Annotated in this window: 18 protein-coding genes and 1 pseudogene; 12 read left to right on the forward strand and 7 right to left on the reverse strand. The window is 68.4% G+C overall.

All coding sequences use genetic code 11. The features are described 5' to 3' along the window. Window positions 1-83: 83 nt before the first annotated feature. Window positions 84-1,358, reverse strand: a complete 1,275-nt coding sequence (locus ABD296_RS44710) for a pentapeptide repeat-containing protein (RefSeq protein ID WP_344282920.1) — start codon at window positions 1,356-1,358, stop codon at window positions 84-86. A gap of 194 nt (window positions 1,359-1,552) precedes the next feature. Beyond that, entirely contained in the window at window positions 1,553-2,794 is a 1,242-nt protein-coding gene (locus ABD296_RS44715; protein ID WP_344282922.1) for a pentapeptide repeat-containing protein, read from the reverse strand. Between the two features lie 285 nt (window positions 2,795-3,079). Between ABD296_RS44715 and ABD296_RS44720 the strand changes: the two genes are divergently transcribed. The 4 genes and pseudogenes from ABD296_RS44720 to ABD296_RS50755 all read left to right on the forward strand — a co-directional run bounded on the left by ABD296_RS44720 (window position 3,080) and on the right by ABD296_RS50755 (window position 5,709). Beyond that, a complete protein-coding gene (locus ABD296_RS44720) occupies window positions 3,080-3,517 on the forward strand; it encodes a hypothetical protein (RefSeq protein WP_344282924.1) in 438 nt (145 codons plus the stop codon). Continuing rightward, window positions 3,514-4,557, forward strand: coding sequence for a pentapeptide repeat-containing protein (locus tag ABD296_RS44725; RefSeq protein WP_344282926.1), 1,044 nt, complete (start codon window positions 3,514-3,516; stop codon window positions 4,555-4,557). Before ABD296_RS44720 ends, ABD296_RS44725 begins: the two co-directional genes overlap by 4 nt. 145 nt (window positions 4,558-4,702) lie before the next feature. Further along, window positions 4,703-5,395: pseudogene (locus ABD296_RS44730) on the forward strand (tyrosine-type recombinase/integrase); the annotation flags it as partial. Window positions 5,396-5,499: 104 nt separating this feature from the next. Continuing rightward, window positions 5,500-5,709 carry a tyrosine-type recombinase/integrase gene (locus ABD296_RS50755; RefSeq protein WP_407061580.1) on the forward strand — a complete coding sequence of 70 codons (210 nt, stop codon included), beginning with the start codon at window positions 5,500-5,502 and terminating at the stop codon, window positions 5,707-5,709. 49 nt (window positions 5,710-5,758) lie between these two features. Here ABD296_RS50755 and ABD296_RS44735 read toward each other — a convergent pair whose 3' ends face one another. Then, window positions 5,759-5,917 carry a hypothetical protein gene (locus ABD296_RS44735; RefSeq protein ID WP_344282932.1) on the reverse strand — a complete coding sequence of 53 codons (159 nt, stop codon included), beginning with the start codon at window positions 5,915-5,917 and terminating at the stop codon, window positions 5,759-5,761. Between the two features lie 150 nt (window positions 5,918-6,067). Between ABD296_RS44735 and ABD296_RS44740 the strand changes: the two genes are divergently transcribed. The 5 genes from ABD296_RS44740 to ABD296_RS44760 all read left to right on the forward strand — a co-directional run bounded on the left by ABD296_RS44740 (window position 6,068) and on the right by ABD296_RS44760 (window position 12,843). Continuing rightward, the gene (locus ABD296_RS44740) at window positions 6,068-7,666 is read left to right on the forward strand and encodes a helix-turn-helix domain-containing protein (RefSeq protein WP_344282935.1); all 1,599 of its coding nucleotides are present in this window, start codon (window positions 6,068-6,070) and stop codon (window positions 7,664-7,666) included. Between the two features lie 804 nt (window positions 7,667-8,470). Beyond that, a complete protein-coding gene (locus tag ABD296_RS44745) occupies window positions 8,471-10,834 on the forward strand; it encodes a tetratricopeptide repeat protein (RefSeq protein ID WP_344282937.1) in 2,364 nt (787 codons plus the stop codon). Then, on the forward strand, window positions 10,827-11,669 hold the full coding sequence (locus ABD296_RS44750) for a tetratricopeptide repeat protein (RefSeq protein ID WP_344282956.1): 843 nt from the start codon (window positions 10,827-10,829) through the stop codon (window positions 11,667-11,669). The genes ABD296_RS44745 and ABD296_RS44750 overlap by 8 nt, the downstream gene beginning before the upstream one ends. A 35-nt stretch (window positions 11,670-11,704) precedes the next feature. After that, window positions 11,705-11,848 carry a hypothetical protein gene (locus tag ABD296_RS44755; protein ID WP_344282938.1) on the forward strand — a complete coding sequence of 48 codons (144 nt, stop codon included), beginning with the start codon at window positions 11,705-11,707 and terminating at the stop codon, window positions 11,846-11,848. Window positions 11,849-11,883: 35 nt separating this feature from the next. After that, a complete protein-coding gene (locus ABD296_RS44760; protein WP_344282940.1) occupies window positions 11,884-12,843 on the forward strand; it encodes a tyrosine-type recombinase/integrase in 960 nt (319 codons plus the stop codon). A gap of 96 nt (window positions 12,844-12,939) precedes the next feature. Here ABD296_RS44760 and ABD296_RS44765 read toward each other — a convergent pair whose 3' ends face one another. The 4 genes from ABD296_RS44765 to ABD296_RS44780 form a co-directional block, all read right to left on the reverse strand. Continuing rightward, window positions 12,940-14,136 (reverse strand): pentapeptide repeat-containing protein, encoded by a 1,197-nt coding sequence (locus ABD296_RS44765; RefSeq protein WP_344282942.1) that lies wholly within the window; start codon window positions 14,134-14,136, stop codon window positions 12,940-12,942. A gap of 290 nt (window positions 14,137-14,426) precedes the next feature. Further along, window positions 14,427-15,623 carry a hypothetical protein gene (locus ABD296_RS44770; RefSeq protein ID WP_344282943.1) on the reverse strand — a complete coding sequence of 399 codons (1,197 nt, stop codon included), beginning with the start codon at window positions 15,621-15,623 and terminating at the stop codon, window positions 14,427-14,429. A 472-nt stretch (window positions 15,624-16,095) separates the two neighbouring features. Continuing rightward, entirely contained in the window at window positions 16,096-16,272 is a 177-nt protein-coding gene (locus tag ABD296_RS44775; RefSeq protein ID WP_344282945.1) for a hypothetical protein, read from the reverse strand. Window positions 16,273-16,383: 111 nt separating this feature from the next. After that, window positions 16,384-16,995 (reverse strand): hypothetical protein, encoded by a 612-nt coding sequence (locus tag ABD296_RS44780; RefSeq protein ID WP_344282947.1) that lies wholly within the window; start codon window positions 16,993-16,995, stop codon window positions 16,384-16,386. Between ABD296_RS44780 and ABD296_RS44785 the strand changes: the two genes are divergently transcribed. The 3 genes from ABD296_RS44785 to ABD296_RS44795 form a co-directional block, all read left to right on the forward strand. Then, complete coding sequence (locus tag ABD296_RS44785) at window positions 16,994-17,527, forward strand: hypothetical protein (RefSeq protein WP_344282949.1); 534 nt, start codon at window positions 16,994-16,996, stop codon at window positions 17,525-17,527. The two genes, ABD296_RS44780 and ABD296_RS44785, sit on opposite strands and share 2 nt — an antisense overlap. 39 nt (window positions 17,528-17,566) lie before the next feature. Next, window positions 17,567-18,043, forward strand: coding sequence for an RNA polymerase sigma factor (locus ABD296_RS44790; protein ID WP_344282951.1), 477 nt, complete (start codon window positions 17,567-17,569; stop codon window positions 18,041-18,043). Between the two features lie 196 nt (window positions 18,044-18,239). Continuing rightward, window positions 18,240-18,580 (forward strand): cyclic nucleotide-binding domain-containing protein (locus ABD296_RS44795; RefSeq protein WP_344282953.1); only part of this gene is annotated, 341 nt, incomplete at its 3' end.

Below are 18,580 nucleotides of genomic sequence, written 5' to 3' on the forward strand. Positions count from 1 at the left end.
GAACCCGTAGTCCCGCACTACACCTCCCACAATGACCAAGATCATTATCGGTGATGCATTGATCCCTTGAGCCCAAGATCGTTTTACGACAAGTGGGGGGCCATCTCATTCGGCAGGCCCGTGGGCCGTCGGCCGGTCGCCTCATCGAAGTTGATCGCGCCGCCCTTGAAGTCGGCGCTGGCGAAGGCGACCACGCCGCTCTTGAAGTCGGCATACCCGAAGTTGACCGTGCTGCCCTCGAACCCGGTGTATCTGAAGTTGACCGTGCCGGCCTCGAACACGGCGCTGGCGAAGTCGACCGTGCCGCCCACGAGCCCGGCGTATCCGAAGTCGATCGTGCTGCCCTCGAACCTGGCGTTGTCGAAGTCGACCGTGCCGCCCTCGAACCCGGCGTTGTCGAACTTGACCACGCCGCCCTCGAACCTGGCGTATCCAAAGTTGACCCTGCCGCCTTCGAACCTGGCGCCGCCGAAGTCGACCGTGCCGCCCTCGAACCCGGCGTTGTCGAAGTCGACCGTGCCGCCTTCGAACCTGGCGCCGCCGAAGTCGACCGTGCCGCCGAAGTCGATCGTCGTGCCGCCTTCGAACCTGGCGCCGCCGAAGTCGACCGTGCCGCCCTCGAAGCGGGCTTCTTGGAAGGAGACGGTCGCGTCGCTGGTGAAGACGGCCCTGCGGAAGTCGCCGCCGTCGAAGATGGCGCCGGTGAAGTCCAAGTCGTGGCCGCGCCAGGAGACGTCGGTGTGGCCGTTGAGGTGGTTGCCGATGATGCGGATGACGGTGTGGCGGACCTCGCGGGCCGCCAGGTAGGTCGCGCGCGCTGCGGCGTGCTCGGTCGGGTCTTGGCCCTCGGCGGGGTCCTCTCCGGGGGAGAGCGTGTGCGGCAGGCGCAGGAAGGCGCAGAGGACGTCGATGCAGGTCTGGCGGCCCTGTTCCCAGTCGTCGGCGAGGCCGGCCATGGCGTAGGCGCCCGCCAGCCGCACGGCGGGTTCGTCGTGGCCGAGCTGGGCGGAGGCGGCGCCGAACCGTTCGTTGAACACCCGGGTCCGGTCTTCTTGGGCCTGCCGCTGTTCCAGCAGGGCCCGCTCCTGTTCCAGGACGGCCCGCTGGGCGTCCAGCAGAGCGCGTTGCTGGTCGCGGTCGTCGGCGACTTCGGCCAAGCGCTGCCGCCGGTAGGCCATCACCAACGCGAACAAGGCACCAACGCCGGCGACGGTACCGAGAACGAGCTTGAGGACGTCAAGCAGTTGGGAGAGCGGCAGGGCTTTGGTGTGCTGCAGGTGCGGGAAGCCCAGCACCGCCAGCACGGCCGCCATCACCACGACCAGGCCCGCCACCGCGGTGATGCTCGCGGTCGTCAACGCCTTCCGGATCGGCCACAGGCCGGCTGCCCGTTCCCGCTCTCGTTGCAGCCTGCCCTCTCCGCCCGACCGGTCAGGACCTTCTGCGCCGTCCGGCGCCGCCTCGCCCATGCTGCTCAGACGCCCCACTCATGCCGCGTGGTTCACGCAACCGCCCACCCGGATCCGGCCGCAACGGATCGTTTCTTAGACGGCTAGAACGATGGCGTTGGAGCGGCCACGATGCGGCCTGCAGCAGTATCTGCTGGGTCGATCCGCCACCCCGGCGGAAGGGTGACCGGTCCCGCTCTGTCCACCACGGTGGCGCACTCAAGATCGATCGTTCCGTTGACTTCGTTGAACTCGACAGAACGGAAGGACGTCCAGTGGAAGTTGCCGCCCTCTGGGAAGGACGCGCGTGCGAAGTCTGCCAGGTCTTCGAATGATGCCGATCGACAGAAGAGACCGTTAGAGAAGGTGACCTTGCCGAAGTTGGCGTACCCGTGGAAGGAGGCCTCTACGAAACCGGCCTGGTCAGTGAAGGTTGTGCCGTGGAAGTTAGCGAAGCCGAGGAAGGAGGCCTCGGTGAAGCTGGCATGGCCAACGGTGCAGCCAGGGAAGAAGAAATCGATCAATGTGGCTCTGGACAAGTCGAGTTCGAGGATGCCCCAAGCCGCCGAACCGGCGTGGTCGGACAGGTGGGTCTGCAAGATCTCCTGAGCGGTCAGACGGACTTGGCGCTCCTCGTATGGATCAGAACCTTCCGGCTGTGGGGACGTTGGATGACCAGCACGTTTGGTGCGGTATCGATGTGCTGCCCGCCGTTGTCCGTCCGGGATGGCAGGATCCGGCCGCGTGGGGAGGCTTTCTGGCGGCGGAGTCCAGGGCATCCGCAGGTAGGCGCAGATGATGTTGACGATGGTCTGCCGGTGCCGTTCGTTGTCGTTGGCCAGCCGCTCCAGGGTGTACAGCGCGGTGAGACGGACCGGGGCCTTGTCCGAGCCGAGTTGCTCGGCGGCAGCGTTGTACAGCTCGGTGATCCGTCGTTCGGCGGCATCGTGTTCGGCATTGCGGGACAGTCGCTCCTGGTGCGCTTGCTGGATGGCGTCCATACGCTGGGCGTAGTCGTGGGCGGCTTCGGCCAGCCGCTGACGCCGGTAGGCCGTAACGAGCGCGAACAATGCGCCGACGCCGGCGACGGTCCCGAGCACGAGCTTGAGCACGTCCAGCAGCTGCGTGAGCGGAAGCGTGCTGGTGTGCTTCAAGTGCGGAAATCCAAGCACCGCCAGTGCGACCGTCATCAGCACTACCAGCCCGGCCACCGCAGTCACACCCGCGACCGTCAGCGCCCGCCGGATCGGCCACAGGCCCGCCGCCTCTTCTCGCTCCCTCCGCCGACCCTCTTCTCCCAGCGGGTCGGGGTCACCTGTCGCGCCGCCCGGCGCCACCTCGCCCATGCCGCTCAGACGCCCGCACCAGCGCCGCTGGTTCACCAGACCGCGCGCCCGGATCCGGCCGCAACGGATGGGTTTTCGACATGCAGGTCCCCGAGGCTGGCACTGGGCTCGATCGCCTCTTGAGTCTGTTGAGAATCGCGTTGGAGCGCCCTTGTGGCGGAGAAGGTGACGGTCACCGGTTCTCGACACGGCCCGCGCTGCGTTACCTCAACAAGCTGCGGCCGGTTCCGGGCGTTGACCGGCGACGGCTCTCCGGCCGAGCGATCGGGGGCTTACCGTCAGGGCATGGCGGTGTGGGAGAGCGTGCTACTCGGCGCGGCCGGTGGCGGCCTGGTGGAGCTGCTGGCGGTGCTGGGGTATGTGCTGGCCTGGCAGCGCGCCCGCCGCACTCCGGGCGGTCGGGTGCGCAAGAGCCCGCCGCGCATGCGCTCCTACGTCGATGTGCCCGCGCATCTGTGGGTCCTGGCCATCCGGGCGCCGTTGGGCGCATTCACGGCCTGGCTGTTCGCCGTCACCAGCCAGACCAGCGGCCCCTATGCGGCGCTGGCGGTGGGATTCGCCGCCCCTGCACTGCTGGCGCAGTTGGGGCAGTTCCCGCAGGTCACCCAAGCGCTGCAGGACGACGCTGCCGCCGAGCCCTCACCGGCGGTTGTCCCAGCCAGTGCAGCAAAGGCCGAGCAAAGCGGTCAGGCTGCACAACCGCAGGAGGTCGAGCGGTCATGACACAGACCTCGGCACCGCGTCGCGCCTGGCGGATGGCGCTCGGGGACGGTCTTGCGCCGGCGGCAGGGCCTCCTGCGATGCATCATCGCCTCGTCCGTCGGGTGCTCGCCCGGCTGCTGGGCGTGCAACTGCCTGCACCATCCACCGCCGCCGAACAGCAGGAACCGGCCTCTTCCCCCGGTAGGTCCCCCCTCTTCATCCCGGGGCTCGCCCAGTACGCACAGCAGGGCATGCGGTCGGCCACGCCACCCAAGGAAGTCGCCGCCGCTGGCCGCGCTCTCGACCTTGGGCCGAACGCGAACCTGATCCACGCGAACCTGATCCGCACGAACCTGACCGGCGCGGACCTGACCGGCGCGAACATGACCATCGCGGACCTGACCCGCGCGAACCTGGCCCGCGCGACCCTGGCCCGCGCGACCCTGGCCCGCGCGAACCTGACCAGCGCGAACCTGACCAGCGCGAACCTGAGCCGCGCGACGCTGACTGGCACGTATCTGACCGGCGCGGACCTGTACAACGCAGTCCTGTTCCACACGAACCTGACTGGCGCGAAGCTGACTCGCGCGAACCTGGCCAGCGCGGACCTGACCGGCGCAAAGCTGACCGGCGCGAACCTGACCGGCGCACACCTGACCGGCGCGAAGCTGACCGGCGCACACCTGAACAACACAGACCTGATCGGCGCGGACCTGACCGGTGCGGACCTGGCCAGCGCGGACCTGACCGGCGCGAACCTGGCCCGCGCGGACCTGACCGGTGCGGACCTGACCGGTGCGGACCTGACCATCGCGGACCTGACCGGCGCGAACCTGGCCCGCGCGGACCTGGCCCGCGCGAACATGACCGGCGCGAACCTGACCCGCGCGAACTTGCTGGGGGCGAAGCTGTCGGGAGCACGCTGGTCAACGCCGGGCACCCGGTGGCCAGCGGGGTGGGCCGAGCGATTGCGGGCTCGGTCGGAAGAAGTCACACCGGGGATGTGGGTCGTGAGAGATGACGACGCACCCGATCGGTCACCTATCCCGTCGATCAGGTAATGGTGGTCGAGGACAGGCCTCTCGCTCCGCTCAGTGGATAATGGTTCTTATCCACTGAGTCGACTGTCGGACTCAGCGGATAACGTTCTTCCCGGCCCCGCCGCGGCGGGGAAGAGACTCAGCGGATAACAACGGGGAGCACGCGATGGCCGGTAACAGCCCGGACGACGACCGGCGGACCGTCGTACCGCTCCGCCCCGCCGGCGGCGGCCACGTCACCGACCGGGGCGCCGGTCGGCATCCCGGCGGCGAGCGGCTCGCGGTCGAGCCGGCGGCCGGGCTCGCCGCCGAGCTGGAGGAGGCCGCCGCGCGCGCCCTGGCCGAGTTCGAGCGGCACCTGGACCGGGCCGCGCTGTCGGCCCACACGGTGCGGGCCTACCGGCGGGGCTGCCGCGCGTTCACGGCCTGGCTGGCCGAGCACGCTCCCGACCATCCCGACGCGTTCGCCGACGTGGTCGGCGCGGACGCCGCGGTGAAGGCGTGGCGCCGCTCGCTGCTGGAGGCGCGCGCCTCGGTCGCCACGGTCAACCAGGCGCGGGCGGCGGTGGGGCTGCTGTACGAGCTGGCCGGCCTGCGCCTCACGGTCAAGCCGCTGCGGGTGCCGCCGCCCGGCGAACCGGACGCCCTGACCGACCGGCAGGCCGGCGCGGTGGAGCGCGCGGCCAAGCGGCGCGGCGCCCGGGACGCCGCGATCGTGGCGGTGCTGCTGTACTCCGGCGCCCGGGTGGAGGAGTGCGCCCGCCTCCAGGTGGAGGACGTCCCGGTGACCGCGCGGACCGGGGACGTGCGGCTGCACGGCAAGGGCGACCAGGTGCGCACCGTGCCGCTCCCCGCCCCGGCGCGCGCGGCCCTGCTGGACGGCTCGCCGAGCGCGGCCGCGCCGACGGGCCGCTGTGGACCGGACAGCGCGGACCCCTCACCATCTCCGGCCTCACCCAGGTGGTGCTCGCGGTCGGCGACGCGGCCGGGATCGCGGGGCTGCGGCCGCACGCCCTCCGGCACACCTACGCCACCAGGCTGCGCCGCGGCGGCGCCGACCCCGCCCAGGTGCAGTACCTGCTCGGGCACGCCTCCGTGGCCACCAGCGGCCGCTACTTCCGCGCCGGCGCCGCCGAGGTCGCGAGCGTGGTCGAGCACGTCTTCGGCGAGTGATGCTGCCGGGATGTGGTGCGCCGGGTGAGCGTGCGGCCATATCCGCTAGCTAGTTGGTCCAGATACGCAGTGCCTCGGCTGCGACCCGGATGAGGACGTCGACCGCGAAGCGGAAGTACTCCAGGAGGATCTTGATTCGCCAGTAGCGGCCGCTGTCGAAATCGTGTCGGGTGGCTTCGGAGGGGCAGGGCTTGGAGAGGAACGACATGGTCTCGGTCTCCTAACACCGATTCGGGTGACGCGGTCGAATCCGGTGTATGCCTGGTGAAGTATGTCCGCCTGGAAGTTGAGAGGTTTTCCCTGCATAACTGCGGACGTCCGGCTCTGTCCGGTCGCCGCGGAGGAAGGGCGGAGCCGGATGCCTGGACGGTGGGGTGCTCTGCGTGGAGAGTATGTCGAGGTTCGAGAGCTGGCAGCAGCGCTCCGGACCCTCGCGGACGAGCATGGCCGATCGCTACGGCAACTCGCTGAGATCATGCCTTACGGGAGAAGCATGATCTCAGAGCATCTGAGCGGGGAGCGCCGCCCGGAGTGGCGATTCGTGGAGGCGTTCCTCGTCGCCTGCGTTCCAGAAGACCACCATGGCCGGCACGTCCTGGAACAACGGATCCGCGAAGTCTGGGAGGCCGCTGATCCAGAACACGCCACAGTGATCCCTGCCGATGAGCCGGTGCTCGACCAGCAGGATACGGAGATCGCGCCTTCCCGCATCCAAGAGGTGATCTCTACGCTCGGCGAGATCGCCAAGAGGCAGGACTTGGTCGCCCGCACCCAGCTGTCGGTATCCCGTAGTCAGGCGTTGGCTTCGGAGCTGCTGAGCTTCCGAGAGTTCTTGGAGGCCACTACGATGGCCCTCCTCGCCGAGCGCGAAGAACTTCGACGTGAGCGAGACCGCCTGAGGGCCGAAACCAACGAGCAGTCTGATCTTCGACAGCAGCTTGCTGCCATACAGGTCCAACTAGCTGAGACTCAAGCCAATCTTGATGCCGCCCGCATACTGCAGGTGCAAACCGAGCAGCGTCTACGCGAGGCCACCCGTCAGCGTGAGATCGCCGACCGTCAGCGCAGCCGGGCAGTCCATCTACTACAGCAGGCCCTCACTGCTATCACTGATGACAATGTCGACGACCGCGTGTCCGCAACGGAGGCTATGGACCCGCAAGACACAAACGCTCAGTTGCAGGATATGACTCGCCAGCACATCACTGATGACGTGCTAGCACGAATGGACGAAACACTCACCAAACAGGACGCGATGCTCACCGAACAGGGGACGGAACTCGGCAACCTAACCGAATTCTTGGATGACATGAGAGCGGGGGACGCCGGGCCCCCTCCGGACCGGACACCCGAGCACACGATACCCGGAAGGATGATGACCAGCACGGACACCAGCACGGACACCAGCCGGACAGCAAGGCTGTGGCGTCTCACCCTTCCTAGTCACCAGGTCCTTCGCGCTGGCGCCATTGGCTGGAGTTCCGCCTTACTGACGGCGGGAGGATTAATGTTCGCCATCATCTTTCTTCCCACTCACGGAGATCTAAGGCCACCGAGCAAACCTTCACCCACCAGCTCAAATAATTCTAACGATTCATTCGAAGTAACTTCACCAGTGCAAAATTCAATAGTTGAAGTGAATACCTTTTCTGACATACGCCTACACATCGAAGGTCTAGAATCCGATCAACATGTTTGGGTTCTCGTCAACTTCAACACAAGTAACATGACATTTCCAGAGGGGGAGTGTTCGAGATCCTCGCAAGATAACTATTCATGCAAACATGTTCAGTTTGGCGACCCCACCAATAAAGGTGCCATTATGCAGATTACGCCGGTGATCCTTAGCGGCAAAGGCAAAGACATCCTCCAGCGCTACAGAGCGGGGTTTGATAAGGCGGACCCTCCGGTGTCATTCGCAAAAAAAGGCCAATCAATCACCGTTCGAGTAGTTTAGATATATCTAGGTCGGCTGGTCGGCTGGTCAAGTCGCTCAGTGCCTGTTCGAGAACTTCGGCTCTTGGTTGAACGGGGGTCTGGTGATCTGAGTGGATCGAGGTGCAGCCTGAACGGGTGAGCGGGAAGGTTGCGCGGAGGTTGTGCCCGGGGTGCGGGCAGCTGTTGCCGGCGCGGGCTCGCAAGGACGCGGTGTTTTGCAGCTCGGCGTGCCGGTCGCGGCATTGGCGCTGGGCGATCCGCACGCAGTTGGCCGTGCCGCGGGTGGTGAATTCCTCGCCGGGCAGTGGGTCAGACGATCCCGGATCTGGCGTATGCGGGGTGTTCCTAAGAACGCTGTCCCGTGAGGCAGACGGTGTTGATCTATAACGGTTTGCTGACGACTGGCGTGTTCGCCTGATAACGGGCCGTACGGCCCGGCAGCGTCGATGCGTGTGGGCCGGTCGGCTGATCTCGATGAGCTCGTCGAGCACTGGACGCTGCTGGATGACGAACGGGCGTTGGTCGTTGGGAAGCGTGGGGCGACCTTGCTGGGTGGTCGGATCGCGCGGCGCGGTATCACCAGCGACAGATCGGTCAGCATCTTTGGGCGCACGTCGCACCCTACGGCGAGTCGCTCTGGCGATGGACCGTCGCCCGCCCTTGGGGACGCCATGACCACCGATGTGTCCTTGGCGGGGCTGGCCGGGTCCGGTCGAGCGGGTCATATTGGGCGTCGTGGGTTGATATGCGGTGGGACCGGTGGCGCACTGGACAACATCCGCGCGCGGGGCGCTGAGGCTGCGGGACAGGTGGGGGCTGGGTCGTGGACCTGTTTGTCGGGCGCAGTGAGGAGCAGGACCGGTTCCGGCGGGTGTTGGCCGAAGCGGCGGCCAAACCAGACGGCGGTTTGGACGAGGCGCACGTCGTGCTGGTCCAGGGGCCGGGGGGCATCGGAAAGTCCATGCTGCTGCGGCGGTTTGTCGCCCTGGCCGCCGACCCTGCGGGTGCGGGCGGGTCCCGCTGCCGAGTGGTGATAGTGGACTGGGAGGACGACCGCAGGTTCCATCCCGAGGACTATGCGCTGTTCGCCGGGCCGCCGATCTGGACGATTCTGGAACGCATCCGCGCCGCGCTGGGAGAAACGGTTCGCGGGCGGAGGCGACGGCGGCGGGTGGACAAGGCGTTCGAGGGTTTTCGCCGCCAGGCAGCCGGAGCCAGGGACCTGGCCGAACGCGCCCGGCTGCTGGGCGTCGAGCCGCTGGTCGGCCGGAAACCCGTGACCCCCGACCAGGTGGCCAAGGCCGCAAAAAGCGTGGTCAGCCTGGCCGGGATCAGCCCGGTCACCGCACCGGCGGCCAAGACCGCGAACACCGCCATCGACGCGGCCGCCGCCCTGACCTCGGCGGTCCGGCAGGGCAAGCCCGAGCCCATCGACGAAGCCAAGTACGGGGCGCTGTTCGATGAGCCCCGCGCGATCGTGGAAGCCTTCACCCGCGCCGTCAACGCCTTGGCGTCCCGGCGCAGGCCGCTGGTGATCGTCCTGGACACCTGCGAGCTGCTGGGAGACACCGGGCCCTGGCTGCGGGAGATGATGCGCGGCTGTGGCCGCCATGTGGTGTGGGTGGTCGGGATGCGGCTGGAGCCGATGGCCGGCGCCCTGGCCGACAGCGAGGCCAAGGCGTTCCGCAGGGAGATCCCCGAGCAGCGGATGCGGCTCATCGAGCTGGATCGTTTCGACGACGACACCGTCACCGGCTACCTTTCCCGCCGCCTCGGCGACCGGGCCCAGGAAGTGAACGGTGCCCGTGTCATCGCCCTCACCCGCGGGATCCCGCTGGCCATCTCCCTGTTCTGCGAGATGGTCGAGGACCTGCCCGCAGGCCGCCGGCTCGACGATGACGTCTACGGTGAGATCACCGACGATGGGACGGTGTCGACGGTCATCGCCGAGATGGCCCGCCGCTACCTGGTCCACGCCCGCCGGGAGAACACCGACCTGGCCGCCGACCTGCCCCTGCTGTACGGCCTGGCGCTGGTCCATAACGAACGCGACCACACCCGCCGCTCATCCTTCGATTACCCGTTCGAGTGGGATGCGCCTGCCCCCGCACCAGAACCGGTGCCGGTGGCCAAAGACGCCGGCTTGCTCGCCGCTCTCTGGGACCGGCCAGCCGACCAGGTCTCAGCAGTGCTGACCGGGCTGGCCCGCCGCCACGCCTTCGTCCACGCCGGCGGCCGCGCCCTGCACCGCGACGTCCGCGACGCCATCCGCACCTTCCTGCTCGAACCCGCCGCACGCGCCACCGTCACAGCCGCCAACAAACGCGCCACCACCTACCTGCGCCAGCAACTCCAGACCCTCCCGCACACCACCATCGACGACCAACTCGCCGACCCCACCTGGCGCGCCACCACGGCCGCCGTTCTCTGGCACACCTGCTGGGCCGACCCCGCCGATGGAATCTTCCTGCTCCGCCACCTCTACCCCCCAGCCGCCGTCATCCAGCCCTCCTACGCCCGCCTACTCCTCGACACCACCACCCCCTTCGCCCCCTACCTGGCCGCCCCCGACCAGAACACCCTCACCCACCTTGCCGCCCTAGAGTCCTGGGACCCCAGCCGCGAGCAGGCCCTAGCAGCCATCCAAGCCCTCACCAACGCACCCGACCCCCTCGAACCGCTGCTGCACGGCGACATCCGCCCCTACCTGCACCTCCTGCACGTCCAATCCGCCCGCGCGCTCGCCCTGGACCTCGCCGACCAGGTCACCCACCTGCGCCGCGCTACCCGAGCTTTCCCACCCGGCAGCGGCCCCGCTGCCACCAAAATCGGCGAACTCGCCCGCTCCAGCTCCCACACCCTGAACGACCCCAGAACCCAGCCCGAACGCCTGCAAAAAGCACTCATCGACGCCCACAAGATCGATATCCGTTACAACCCCGACGACGCCATCGCTCACAACAACCTCGGGGACGCGCTGACCGTGCTGGGGCGGTTCACCGAGGCGGCGGCCGCCTACCGCAAGGCCATCGAGATCAACCCCGCCGCCGCCGCCGCCCACAGCAACCTCGGGTACGCGCTGAACGAGTTGGGGCGGTTCACCGAGGCGGCGGCCGCCTGCCGCAAGGCCATCGAGATCACCCCCCCCCGCCGCCGCCCACAACAACCTCGGGTACGCGCTGTCTGAGGTAGGGCGGTTCACCGAGGCCGAGGCCGCCTACCGCAAAGCCATCGCGATCAACCCCGACCACGCCCCCGCCCACAACAACCTCGGGGACGCGCTGACCGTGCTGGGGCGGTTCACCGAGGCGGCGGCCGCCTACCGCAAGGCCATCGAGATCAACCCCGACCACGCCATCGCTCACAACAACCTCGGGAACGCGCTGACCGTGCTGGGGCGGTTCACCGAGGCGGCGGCCGCCTACCGCAAGGCCATCGAGATCAACCCCGACGACGTCTTCGCCCACAACGGCCTCGGGGTCGTGCTGAGGGAGTTGGGCCGCCGCTTCACGGAAGCCGAGGCCGCCCATCGCAAGGCCATCGAGATCGACCCCGGCCACCCCACCGCTCGCGGATGGTTGGGCGAGTTGCTGTTGTTGACCGGAAAGCCGGACCAAGCGCAGGTGGAGCTGGAGCAGGCCGGCTCCCAGCCGCGTGTTGAGTTGTTGCGGTGGATCGCGGCCAGGGCGAAAGGCGGTGCCTCAGTTCATACCCCGGATTCGGTGCTGGCAGCCTTTGCCGAGCCGCCACCGGCCAAGGTGGTGCCTCCGTCGCCGTTCCGGATGGCCGAGGTTCGCGCGCTGGCGCTGGCCGGCCGCGGTGATGGGGACCAAGCGGTGCGGGTGCTGCGGTCGGCGGTCGACGATCGCCAGCCGCGTGACCGGTTCGCGCGGCCGCTGTACGACCTGCTGGCCGTGCCCGAGCCGGTCGCGGGTCTTGAGGGACTGCTGGAGGTGTGGCGGGAGATCATCGCCGCCGATCCGTCGGCGGCCGGCCCGTGGGGCGGCCCGGACCCGGCCTAGGCTGATGTACGTGATAATTGACTATTATCACGTACATGAACGCCGAGTCGCTTGCGCCGACCTGGGGATCCGCCCTCGCGGCGGATGCGCGACTCGGGCACGTTATCCGGTACATCGCCTGGCGCTCGGAGCGGCCGGGGCGCATCTTCTCGGCGGTGGCGTCTCTCGACGTCCGCTGATCTTTGACGGATCTTCTCGACGGGAGAGTGGTTTGGTGGGCGGGGCGAACGCGGGGTCGGTGACCGCGCTGCGAGGCGAGGCGGTCACGCTGTCGGCGGTCGCCGACGAGTTCCTTTCGACCCACCGGGTCGCCAATCCCAACACCCACCGCGCCTACGCCGGCGCGATCGACCGGACCGTCGCACTGCTCGGCGGCGCCCGTCCGCTGGCCGAGGTCGCCGACGCCGAGATCGGCGCCGCGCTCGCCGAACTGTGGGGGGAGGCGAAGCCGGCGACCTGGAACCGCAACCGCGCGGCCGTCGCCTCCTGGCTCACCTGGTGCCAGACCCGCAAGCGGTGGGCGGCGCCGTCGGTGCCGGCCGACTGCGAGCGCCGCCGGGAGAACGTCGACGCCACCAAGGCCGTCGCTCGCACCACGCTGCACCGGCTGCTGTCGCGCCGCGACGTCCCGCTGCGAGAGAAGGCGCTGTGGCGGATGCTGTACGAGACCGCGGCCCGCGCCGAAGAGATCCTCGCCCTCAACGTGCAGGACCTGGACCTGGAGAACCGGCGCGCCCCGGTCCGCTCCAAAGGCGGCGACACCGAATGGGTCTACTGGGACACCGGCACCGCCCACCTCCTCCCCCGCCTGCTCCGCCTCCCGGACGGACACCCCGACGGCCCCTCACGTACGCACGGTCCGGTGTTCCTGGCCGAGCGGCGCCCCGTCCCCGCCCGCCGGCCCGCGGCCGCCGACATCTGCCCGCACACCGGCCACGCACGCCTCGGCTACGACCGCGCCCGCGTCCTGCTCGCCCAATACGCCGGGCTCACCCTGCACCAGCTCCGGCACAGCGCCGCCACCCACCTCGGTGAAGCCGACGTGCCCCTGCAGCTCATCATGGGCAAGACCCGGCACAAGAACCCCCGCACCGCCATGCGCTACGTCCGCCCCGGCCCCGAAGCCATCGCCGCCACCACCGGCCACCTCGCACCACTCCGCCGCAAACACTGACTCCCCTGGGGACTGCTACGCCACGTGCGTGTGAAAATTGATTGTCTGTGGTTGCTCGCCCGGATGATCCTGGGTGGACGGGCACGCGGCGGTCTTTCAGGTGCCGTTCGCCGGAGCGGGGGGACGAGCGAAGCGGCCTGTGTTTCCTTCGGACGGCTCGATCTGCCACCCGAGCGGCAGCACATGTGCCAGCGTTCGGTCGGCTAGGCGGGTCCCCGTGAGGTCCAGGTCGCCGCCGACCCTTGCGTCGCGGAAGTCAGCCTGACCACCGAATATCGTCCCCTCGAATACGGCCTTATGGCTGAACTCCACCCTTCGGAACCAGGCATCGCCATTGAACCTGGCCTGGTGGAACCAGGTGTCGCCGCCGAACCGCGCTCCTTGCCAAGACGCAGTGCCACCGACCTCCATCCGGTAGAACCAGGTCTCGTCACCGAAGATTGCTTCGTCGAAGAGCGCGTGACCGTTCACCTTCATGTCGATGAAGGAGGCACCACCACAGAACTCCGCTTCAAAGGAGACGTGGCCGCTGAAGGTCGCCCGTTCGAAAGAGGCCGAGCCAAGGAACCTCGCCTGACGGAAAGAGGCGCCGCGGCTGAAGGTCGCCCCACTGAAGTTGGCGCCGCTGAGGCGGCACCTGGCCAGGGTGAACAATGTGAGGGTGGCGTCGCTCAGGTCCAGATCGATGCCGCTCCAGTAGGGTGCGGCGTCGGGCTGCAGATGGGTCATCAGAATGCGTTGGGCGGTCAGGCGGACCTGGCGTTCCTCGTGCGGGTCCGGCTCCGAGGTCGGCGGCGAGGAAACGGCAGAACTGGCACCGGCGCGTGCGGCATGGAAACGCCGGGTCGCGGCACGCTGCTGGTCGGTCGGACTGGCCTCGGATGCTGGCGGCGTCCAAGGCATGCGCAGATAGGCACAGACGATGTTGACGATGGTCTGCCGGTGCCGGGGATTGTCGTTGGCCAAGCGCTCCAGGGTGTACAGCGCGGTGAGACGAACCGGGGCCTTGTCGGAGCCGAGTTGTTCGGCGGCGGCGTTGTAGAGCTCGGTGATGCGCCGTTCGGCGGTGTCGTGCTCGGCGTGGGCTTGGCGGCGGAACGCCAGCATCAACCCCACTGCCGCGCCCGCGCCCGCGCCGGCGGCCAGGCCGGTGCGGACGGTGTCAACGCGGACCTTGGCCTTGTCGGCGCCGGTGGCCTTGGGGTCGCGGTCCATCACCTGCCCGGTGGTGTGCAGCAGCCACCCGGTGGTGAACCAGATCGCGGCCCCGGCCACGATGCCGGCGGCCGCCATCCAGAACCATGCCGCCGCGGACCAACCTCGCCGCCGGCCCCACCACCGCCCTCGCGCTATCAACGATCCATCGCTCATGCCGCTGAGACGCGGTCCTCAAGGGCAGCGTTCACCCGGTGCCGCGCTCTGTGGTGCCCGGATCTGGCCGAACACCGCAGTTTCTGAACTGAGCCACCGCGTCGTCTCTCAACGACATCGGAGACGGATCGTCGCGTGCACCGCGGCGGAGGCCTCGGCGACGAATCAGCTCGGACCAGCCAGCGGGGCCAGGCCCTGGTCGAGTTCGCTGCTCAGGAAGAGGGCGGTGGTCCGTCGGTGCGGTGTTGGGCCTGTTCGCGGGCGAGCTGGAGGTTGAGGCGCGCGAAGTGATCGAGGGCGCCGGGGTGGGCGTGGGCGGCGGCTTGGGCGTAGGTGTGCAGGGCGGCGGTGGTCTCGCCGCGGGCCTCGTAGATCAGGCCCATGCGGATGGTGGCGCCCATGTGCCCGGCAGCGGCCGCGGCGCGGTAGTAGATCTCGGCGCCGCTGGGGTGAGCACCGTCGGCGCGGTCCTGGTCGTAGCCGGGCAGGGTGAACTCGTAGGCGAGTTCGGCGGCCATCTGCCGGCGCTGGCTGGGCGCGGCGTTGATCAGGATCTGGGCGGCGTCGTCGCCGGCGCCGGCGGCCGAGGCCAGCCACGCCTTGGCCTCGTGTGGCAGGTCGTGGCACAGCAGCAGGATGCCCAGCAGGCTGGCGGCTTCGCGGTCGCCGCGCTCGGCGGCGGACAGCAGGTCGACCGCGTGCGGGCCGAGCAGCGCGTAGTAGCGGCGGTGCGCCATGGACTGCTGCCGGGAGATCACCGGCAGCCATTCATCCACTGCCTCGCTCATCTGCCCGGCGGCCTCGAGTGTGGACGGCTCGGGGATGGAGGGCGGGCCCTGAACCGGTGGGCCGGGCGGCGGCGGCGGCAGTGTCGACACCGGCCCGTCCAGCGGTTCGGCCTCCTCCCGGCCGGCGACGGCGCGGTCGGTGACGGCCGAGTCGAGCACGTCGGGGAGATCGTGCCCGGCGAGGTCGTGCTCGTCGGCGAGACCGGCTTCGCCAGCGAAGGCGGGTCCCAGGGCAGCGGAGGGAAAAGCGGACCCGGCCGCCGTCGGCTCGAACCGGGTGCGCATCACCGTGTAGCGCTCGTGCCAGGCCTGCAGATCGGTCGGGCCGGCGAAGTGCAGCCGTGTGCCCGACATCTCCAGGTAGTGCAGGCACGTCAGCACGTAGGTCGCCACCCAACCCCAGGGCGGCGGGTTCTGGCGCTTGCGGGCCAGGACCTCGCTGAGCACCGGCGAAGTCAACGGCCGCAGCACCTTCATCCGCGCCTGGTGTGCGTCCAGCACCGTCGAGGACAGCTTGGCCAACTCTCGGTTGCTGGGGGAGCCGCACGCGTGCTTGAAGCAGGTGAGTTCACCGATGAACTCATCCAGCTCCGGACTCTCTCTGGGGGGATCGATCGTCATTGTTCGGGCCCTAACATGTCCGGTTCTCGGCCGCCTTGATCGTTAATACTGGGCTGAATGTTCTCACTGTGACCACCTGGACACCGATTCGATCACGCAAATACCAGCGTTCCGGACTGTTCGGACCCGTCCCAAACCGGCCGCCATCGCTCCTGGTCGAAGCAGCGCCGAACACTCCGGAACACCCTCGAACCTCTCCGAGTAGATCTCTGTGTCAGGAGACGCAAACCCGGCAGTTCTAGAACACAATTCACCCAAGAAAAGGCGCGAGCGTCCGTTTCCTCATGTCGGTGTTTGTCGGAGTATTCCGATGTCTTCGGATGAATGATTTCGGGTGGCCGACCGGCGGCCCGGGCTGGCCTACTGGTGATCACCGGCCGGCCTGACCCGCTCCCCCCGGGGCGGCCGGCCGGCCAAACGCCCCAACGACCAGACAAGGACGCGAGCCCCTGATGTCCCTCCCATGGACCAGCTACTCGACCAGCCTCTCGACCAGCCACTCGGCCGGCCGTGCGACCCGCTTGGCCGTGTGCCGGCAGCACTCGGTGCAGCGCTCGGTGCACCGCTCAACGCTCAGCGCGCACGTCGTCCCCACGGCGACCACCCGGTTCGGTGATGACGACTTGCTGCTGTTGCTGCTGGTCTCCACCTGGGAACTGCAGACCGCACGCCCGGCCCCCGCTATCCCCTTGGTCGAGATGACCGAGCAGGAACTCCTCGAGTACTGGAGCGACCCCGCCGATGAGCCCGGCCCCCTGCCCTATCGGCCCACCGGGCGCACTGACCTCTCCCCCACCGCGGCCGCGTCCTGTCCCGCATCGAAGAACACGACGACGGGGACGGCTTCGGCCGGGCGAGATGCGGGGGCGCTGGCATGAGCCAGGACACGCGCGACCCGGACCTGCCTGACCAGTCCCGCCCGGCCGGCGACATCCGGCACCGGCCGGTGACCACCACGCTGGCCGCCGTCGACATCTGCAAGTTCGGCACCCGCCGGGACGCGCCGACGCAGCTGCATCTGCGGCGGGAGATGTACATCCTGGTCGCCGAGGCATGCCGGCTCACCCGGGTGCCGTGGGCGGCGTGCTACCGCGAAGACCGTGGCGACGGGGCGCTGTTCATCGTCCCGCCCGACATCGCCCCCGACCATCTGCTGGACCCCTTCGCCCACCACCTGACCGCGGTGCTGCGCGGCTACAACCGGCTCGCCGGCCACACCACCCGCATGCAGCTGCGGCTGGCCGTCCACACCGGCCAGGTCCACCGCGACGAACACGGCGTCGCCGGCACCGCCCTGGTCCACCTGTTCCGGCTCCTGGACGCCCCCCACCGTCAAGAAGACCGCCGCCGACACCGGCGCCGACCTGACCATGGTCGTCTCCGACCGCCTCTACACCGACGCCACCGAAAGCGGCGGCCTCATCGACCCCAACGCTTGCACCCCCCAACCGCATCACCAGCAAAGAAACCCAGACCCGCGCCTGGATCTGGACCCCGCCCTCCCACTGAGCTGGGGCGCTTTCTTCTGTTCGCGCCATTCCGAGCTGCTGTGCCTTGTCCAGCACACAGATTTCAGTCGACGGCTGTCACACCATGACCCACCTGGCGCACTCAACAACGCAGGCGATGCCTACTTCGAACCCAGGCGTCGCGTCGACCCGGAGGCGCCAGTGACCGACCCATCCTTGATCGCCGCATGCGTAACCGTCAGCGGAACCATCGCCGGCGTGATCACCACCTGGCTGCGGATCCGTGGCCGAGTCCAATTGCGACACACCCAGGCAGACGCCCGTAAGGAGGTTGTGCGGGCCCTGATTCCGGGAAGCCGCTTCGTCGAAACCGACCAGCAGGTCATCATCGAAGTAGGGCAGAAGGCCCCTACGCCATCCAGGGACGACCGTTGAGAAATCTCGTGCTTCCCCCGGGCAACATGTGCCATCCCCATGTCCGGCGATCATGAATTCGAAGAGTTCTTTCGCCAAGACTTCCACCGGCTCGTCGGTTTCGTCATGAAGCTGGGAGCCCAGCAGTGCCAAGCGGAGGACATCGCCGCCGAGGCGCACGCAGCGGCCTTCCAGAGCTGGGGCACCGTCCGGCACCCGGAAGCCTACGTCCGCCGGGTTGCAACGAGGATCTACTTCAAGGACCTCGCCCTCATCCGACGAGAGGATCCCTTGGAGGAGGTGCTCACACCGGACACGTTCGATGTCGCCGAGCACATCGCACAATGCGACCTGGTGCTTGCAGCGATCAGAAACCTCTCCCCCAAGCAGCGAGTGGTGATGTCCTGGAAGATAGACGGGTACCCGCCCGTGCTGATCGCCAACGAACTGGGAATATCACCCGACGACGTCCGCAAGACCCTGCAACGGGCGAGAGAGACCCTGAAGGTGCTACTAGCCGCGATCGATGAAGGGTGACGTGGTGAGTGACAACCGGACCAGTCGGCGCTCTCTCACAGATGCTGAACTCGACGCGGTGCTCGGCTCAGGGGATCGTGAGATGCAAGCGCGCCTGCGGAACTCGATCAACGCCGAACCCCGGCTAGCCGCGATAACGAGGGGCTGGACCGGGCGGTTGGCCCCTGAGATTGGGATGGAGCCTGCGACAACTAGCGTGGCCCCAGTACCTGGCTTTTGGGCTTCGCTCACCTCGATCGAGCAGGCGGCGTTCCTCGCCGCCGCGCACGAGGTCGAGTACCAGCTCAGCGAGGTGCTGTGGCGCGAGGGCGACCCCGCCGACGACCTCCTGGTGATCCGCTCCGGCGCGGTGCGGATCTGCGTCGACCGGGACGGCGGCGAGCGGATCGTCGCGTTCCGCGGCCCCGGCGACATCATCGGCGAGCGCGCCGCGCTGCTGCTGCGGCGCCGGTCGGCGACCGTCGTCGCGGTCGACACCGTCCGGGCCCTGCGGATGAGCACGCAGGAGTTCGCCGCCTACCTGACCGAGCACACGCG

Origin of the sequence: Actinomadura napierensis (genome assembly GCF_039529375.1) — a bacterium.
Classification (GTDB): domain Bacteria; phylum Actinomycetota; class Actinomycetes; order Streptosporangiales; family Streptosporangiaceae; genus Spirillospora; species Spirillospora napierensis.

Bases quoted from the DNA above. Each gene is read 5' to 3' on its own strand.
- ABD296_RS44735 (WP_344282932.1), bottom strand. From the start codon at position 5,917: ATGTCGTTCCTCTCCAAGCCCTGCCCCTCCGAAGCCACCCGACACGAT.
- ABD296_RS44790 (WP_344282951.1), top strand. From the start codon at position 17,567: ATGTCCGGCGATCATGAATTCGAAGAGTTCTTTCGCCAAGACTTCCAC.
- ABD296_RS44725 (WP_344282926.1), top strand. From the start codon at position 3,514: ATGACACAGACCTCGGCACCGCGTCGCGCCTGGCGGATGGCGCTCGGG.
- ABD296_RS44720 (WP_344282924.1), top strand. From the start codon at position 3,080: ATGGCGGTGTGGGAGAGCGTGCTACTCGGCGCGGCCGGTGGCGGCCTG.
- ABD296_RS44785 (WP_344282949.1), top strand. From the start codon at position 16,994: ATGGTCGTCTCCGACCGCCTCTACACCGACGCCACCGAAAGCGGCGGC.
- ABD296_RS44740 (WP_344282935.1), top strand. From the start codon at position 6,068: ATGCCTGGACGGTGGGGTGCTCTGCGTGGAGAGTATGTCGAGGTTCGA.
- ABD296_RS44765 (WP_344282942.1), bottom strand. From the start codon at position 14,136: ATGGCGGCCGCCGGCATCGTGGCCGGGGCCGCGATCTGGTTCACCACC.
- ABD296_RS44780 (WP_344282947.1), bottom strand. From the start codon at position 16,995: ATGGTCAGGTCGGCGCCGGTGTCGGCGGCGGTCTTCTTGACGGTGGGG.
- ABD296_RS44770 (WP_344282943.1), bottom strand. From the start codon at position 15,623: ATGACGATCGATCCCCCCAGAGAGAGTCCGGAGCTGGATGAGTTCATC.
- ABD296_RS44715 (WP_344282922.1), bottom strand. From the start codon at position 2,794: ATGGGCGAGGTGGCGCCGGGCGGCGCGACAGGTGACCCCGACCCGCTG.
- ABD296_RS44755 (WP_344282938.1), top strand. From the start codon at position 11,705: ATGAACGCCGAGTCGCTTGCGCCGACCTGGGGATCCGCCCTCGCGGCG.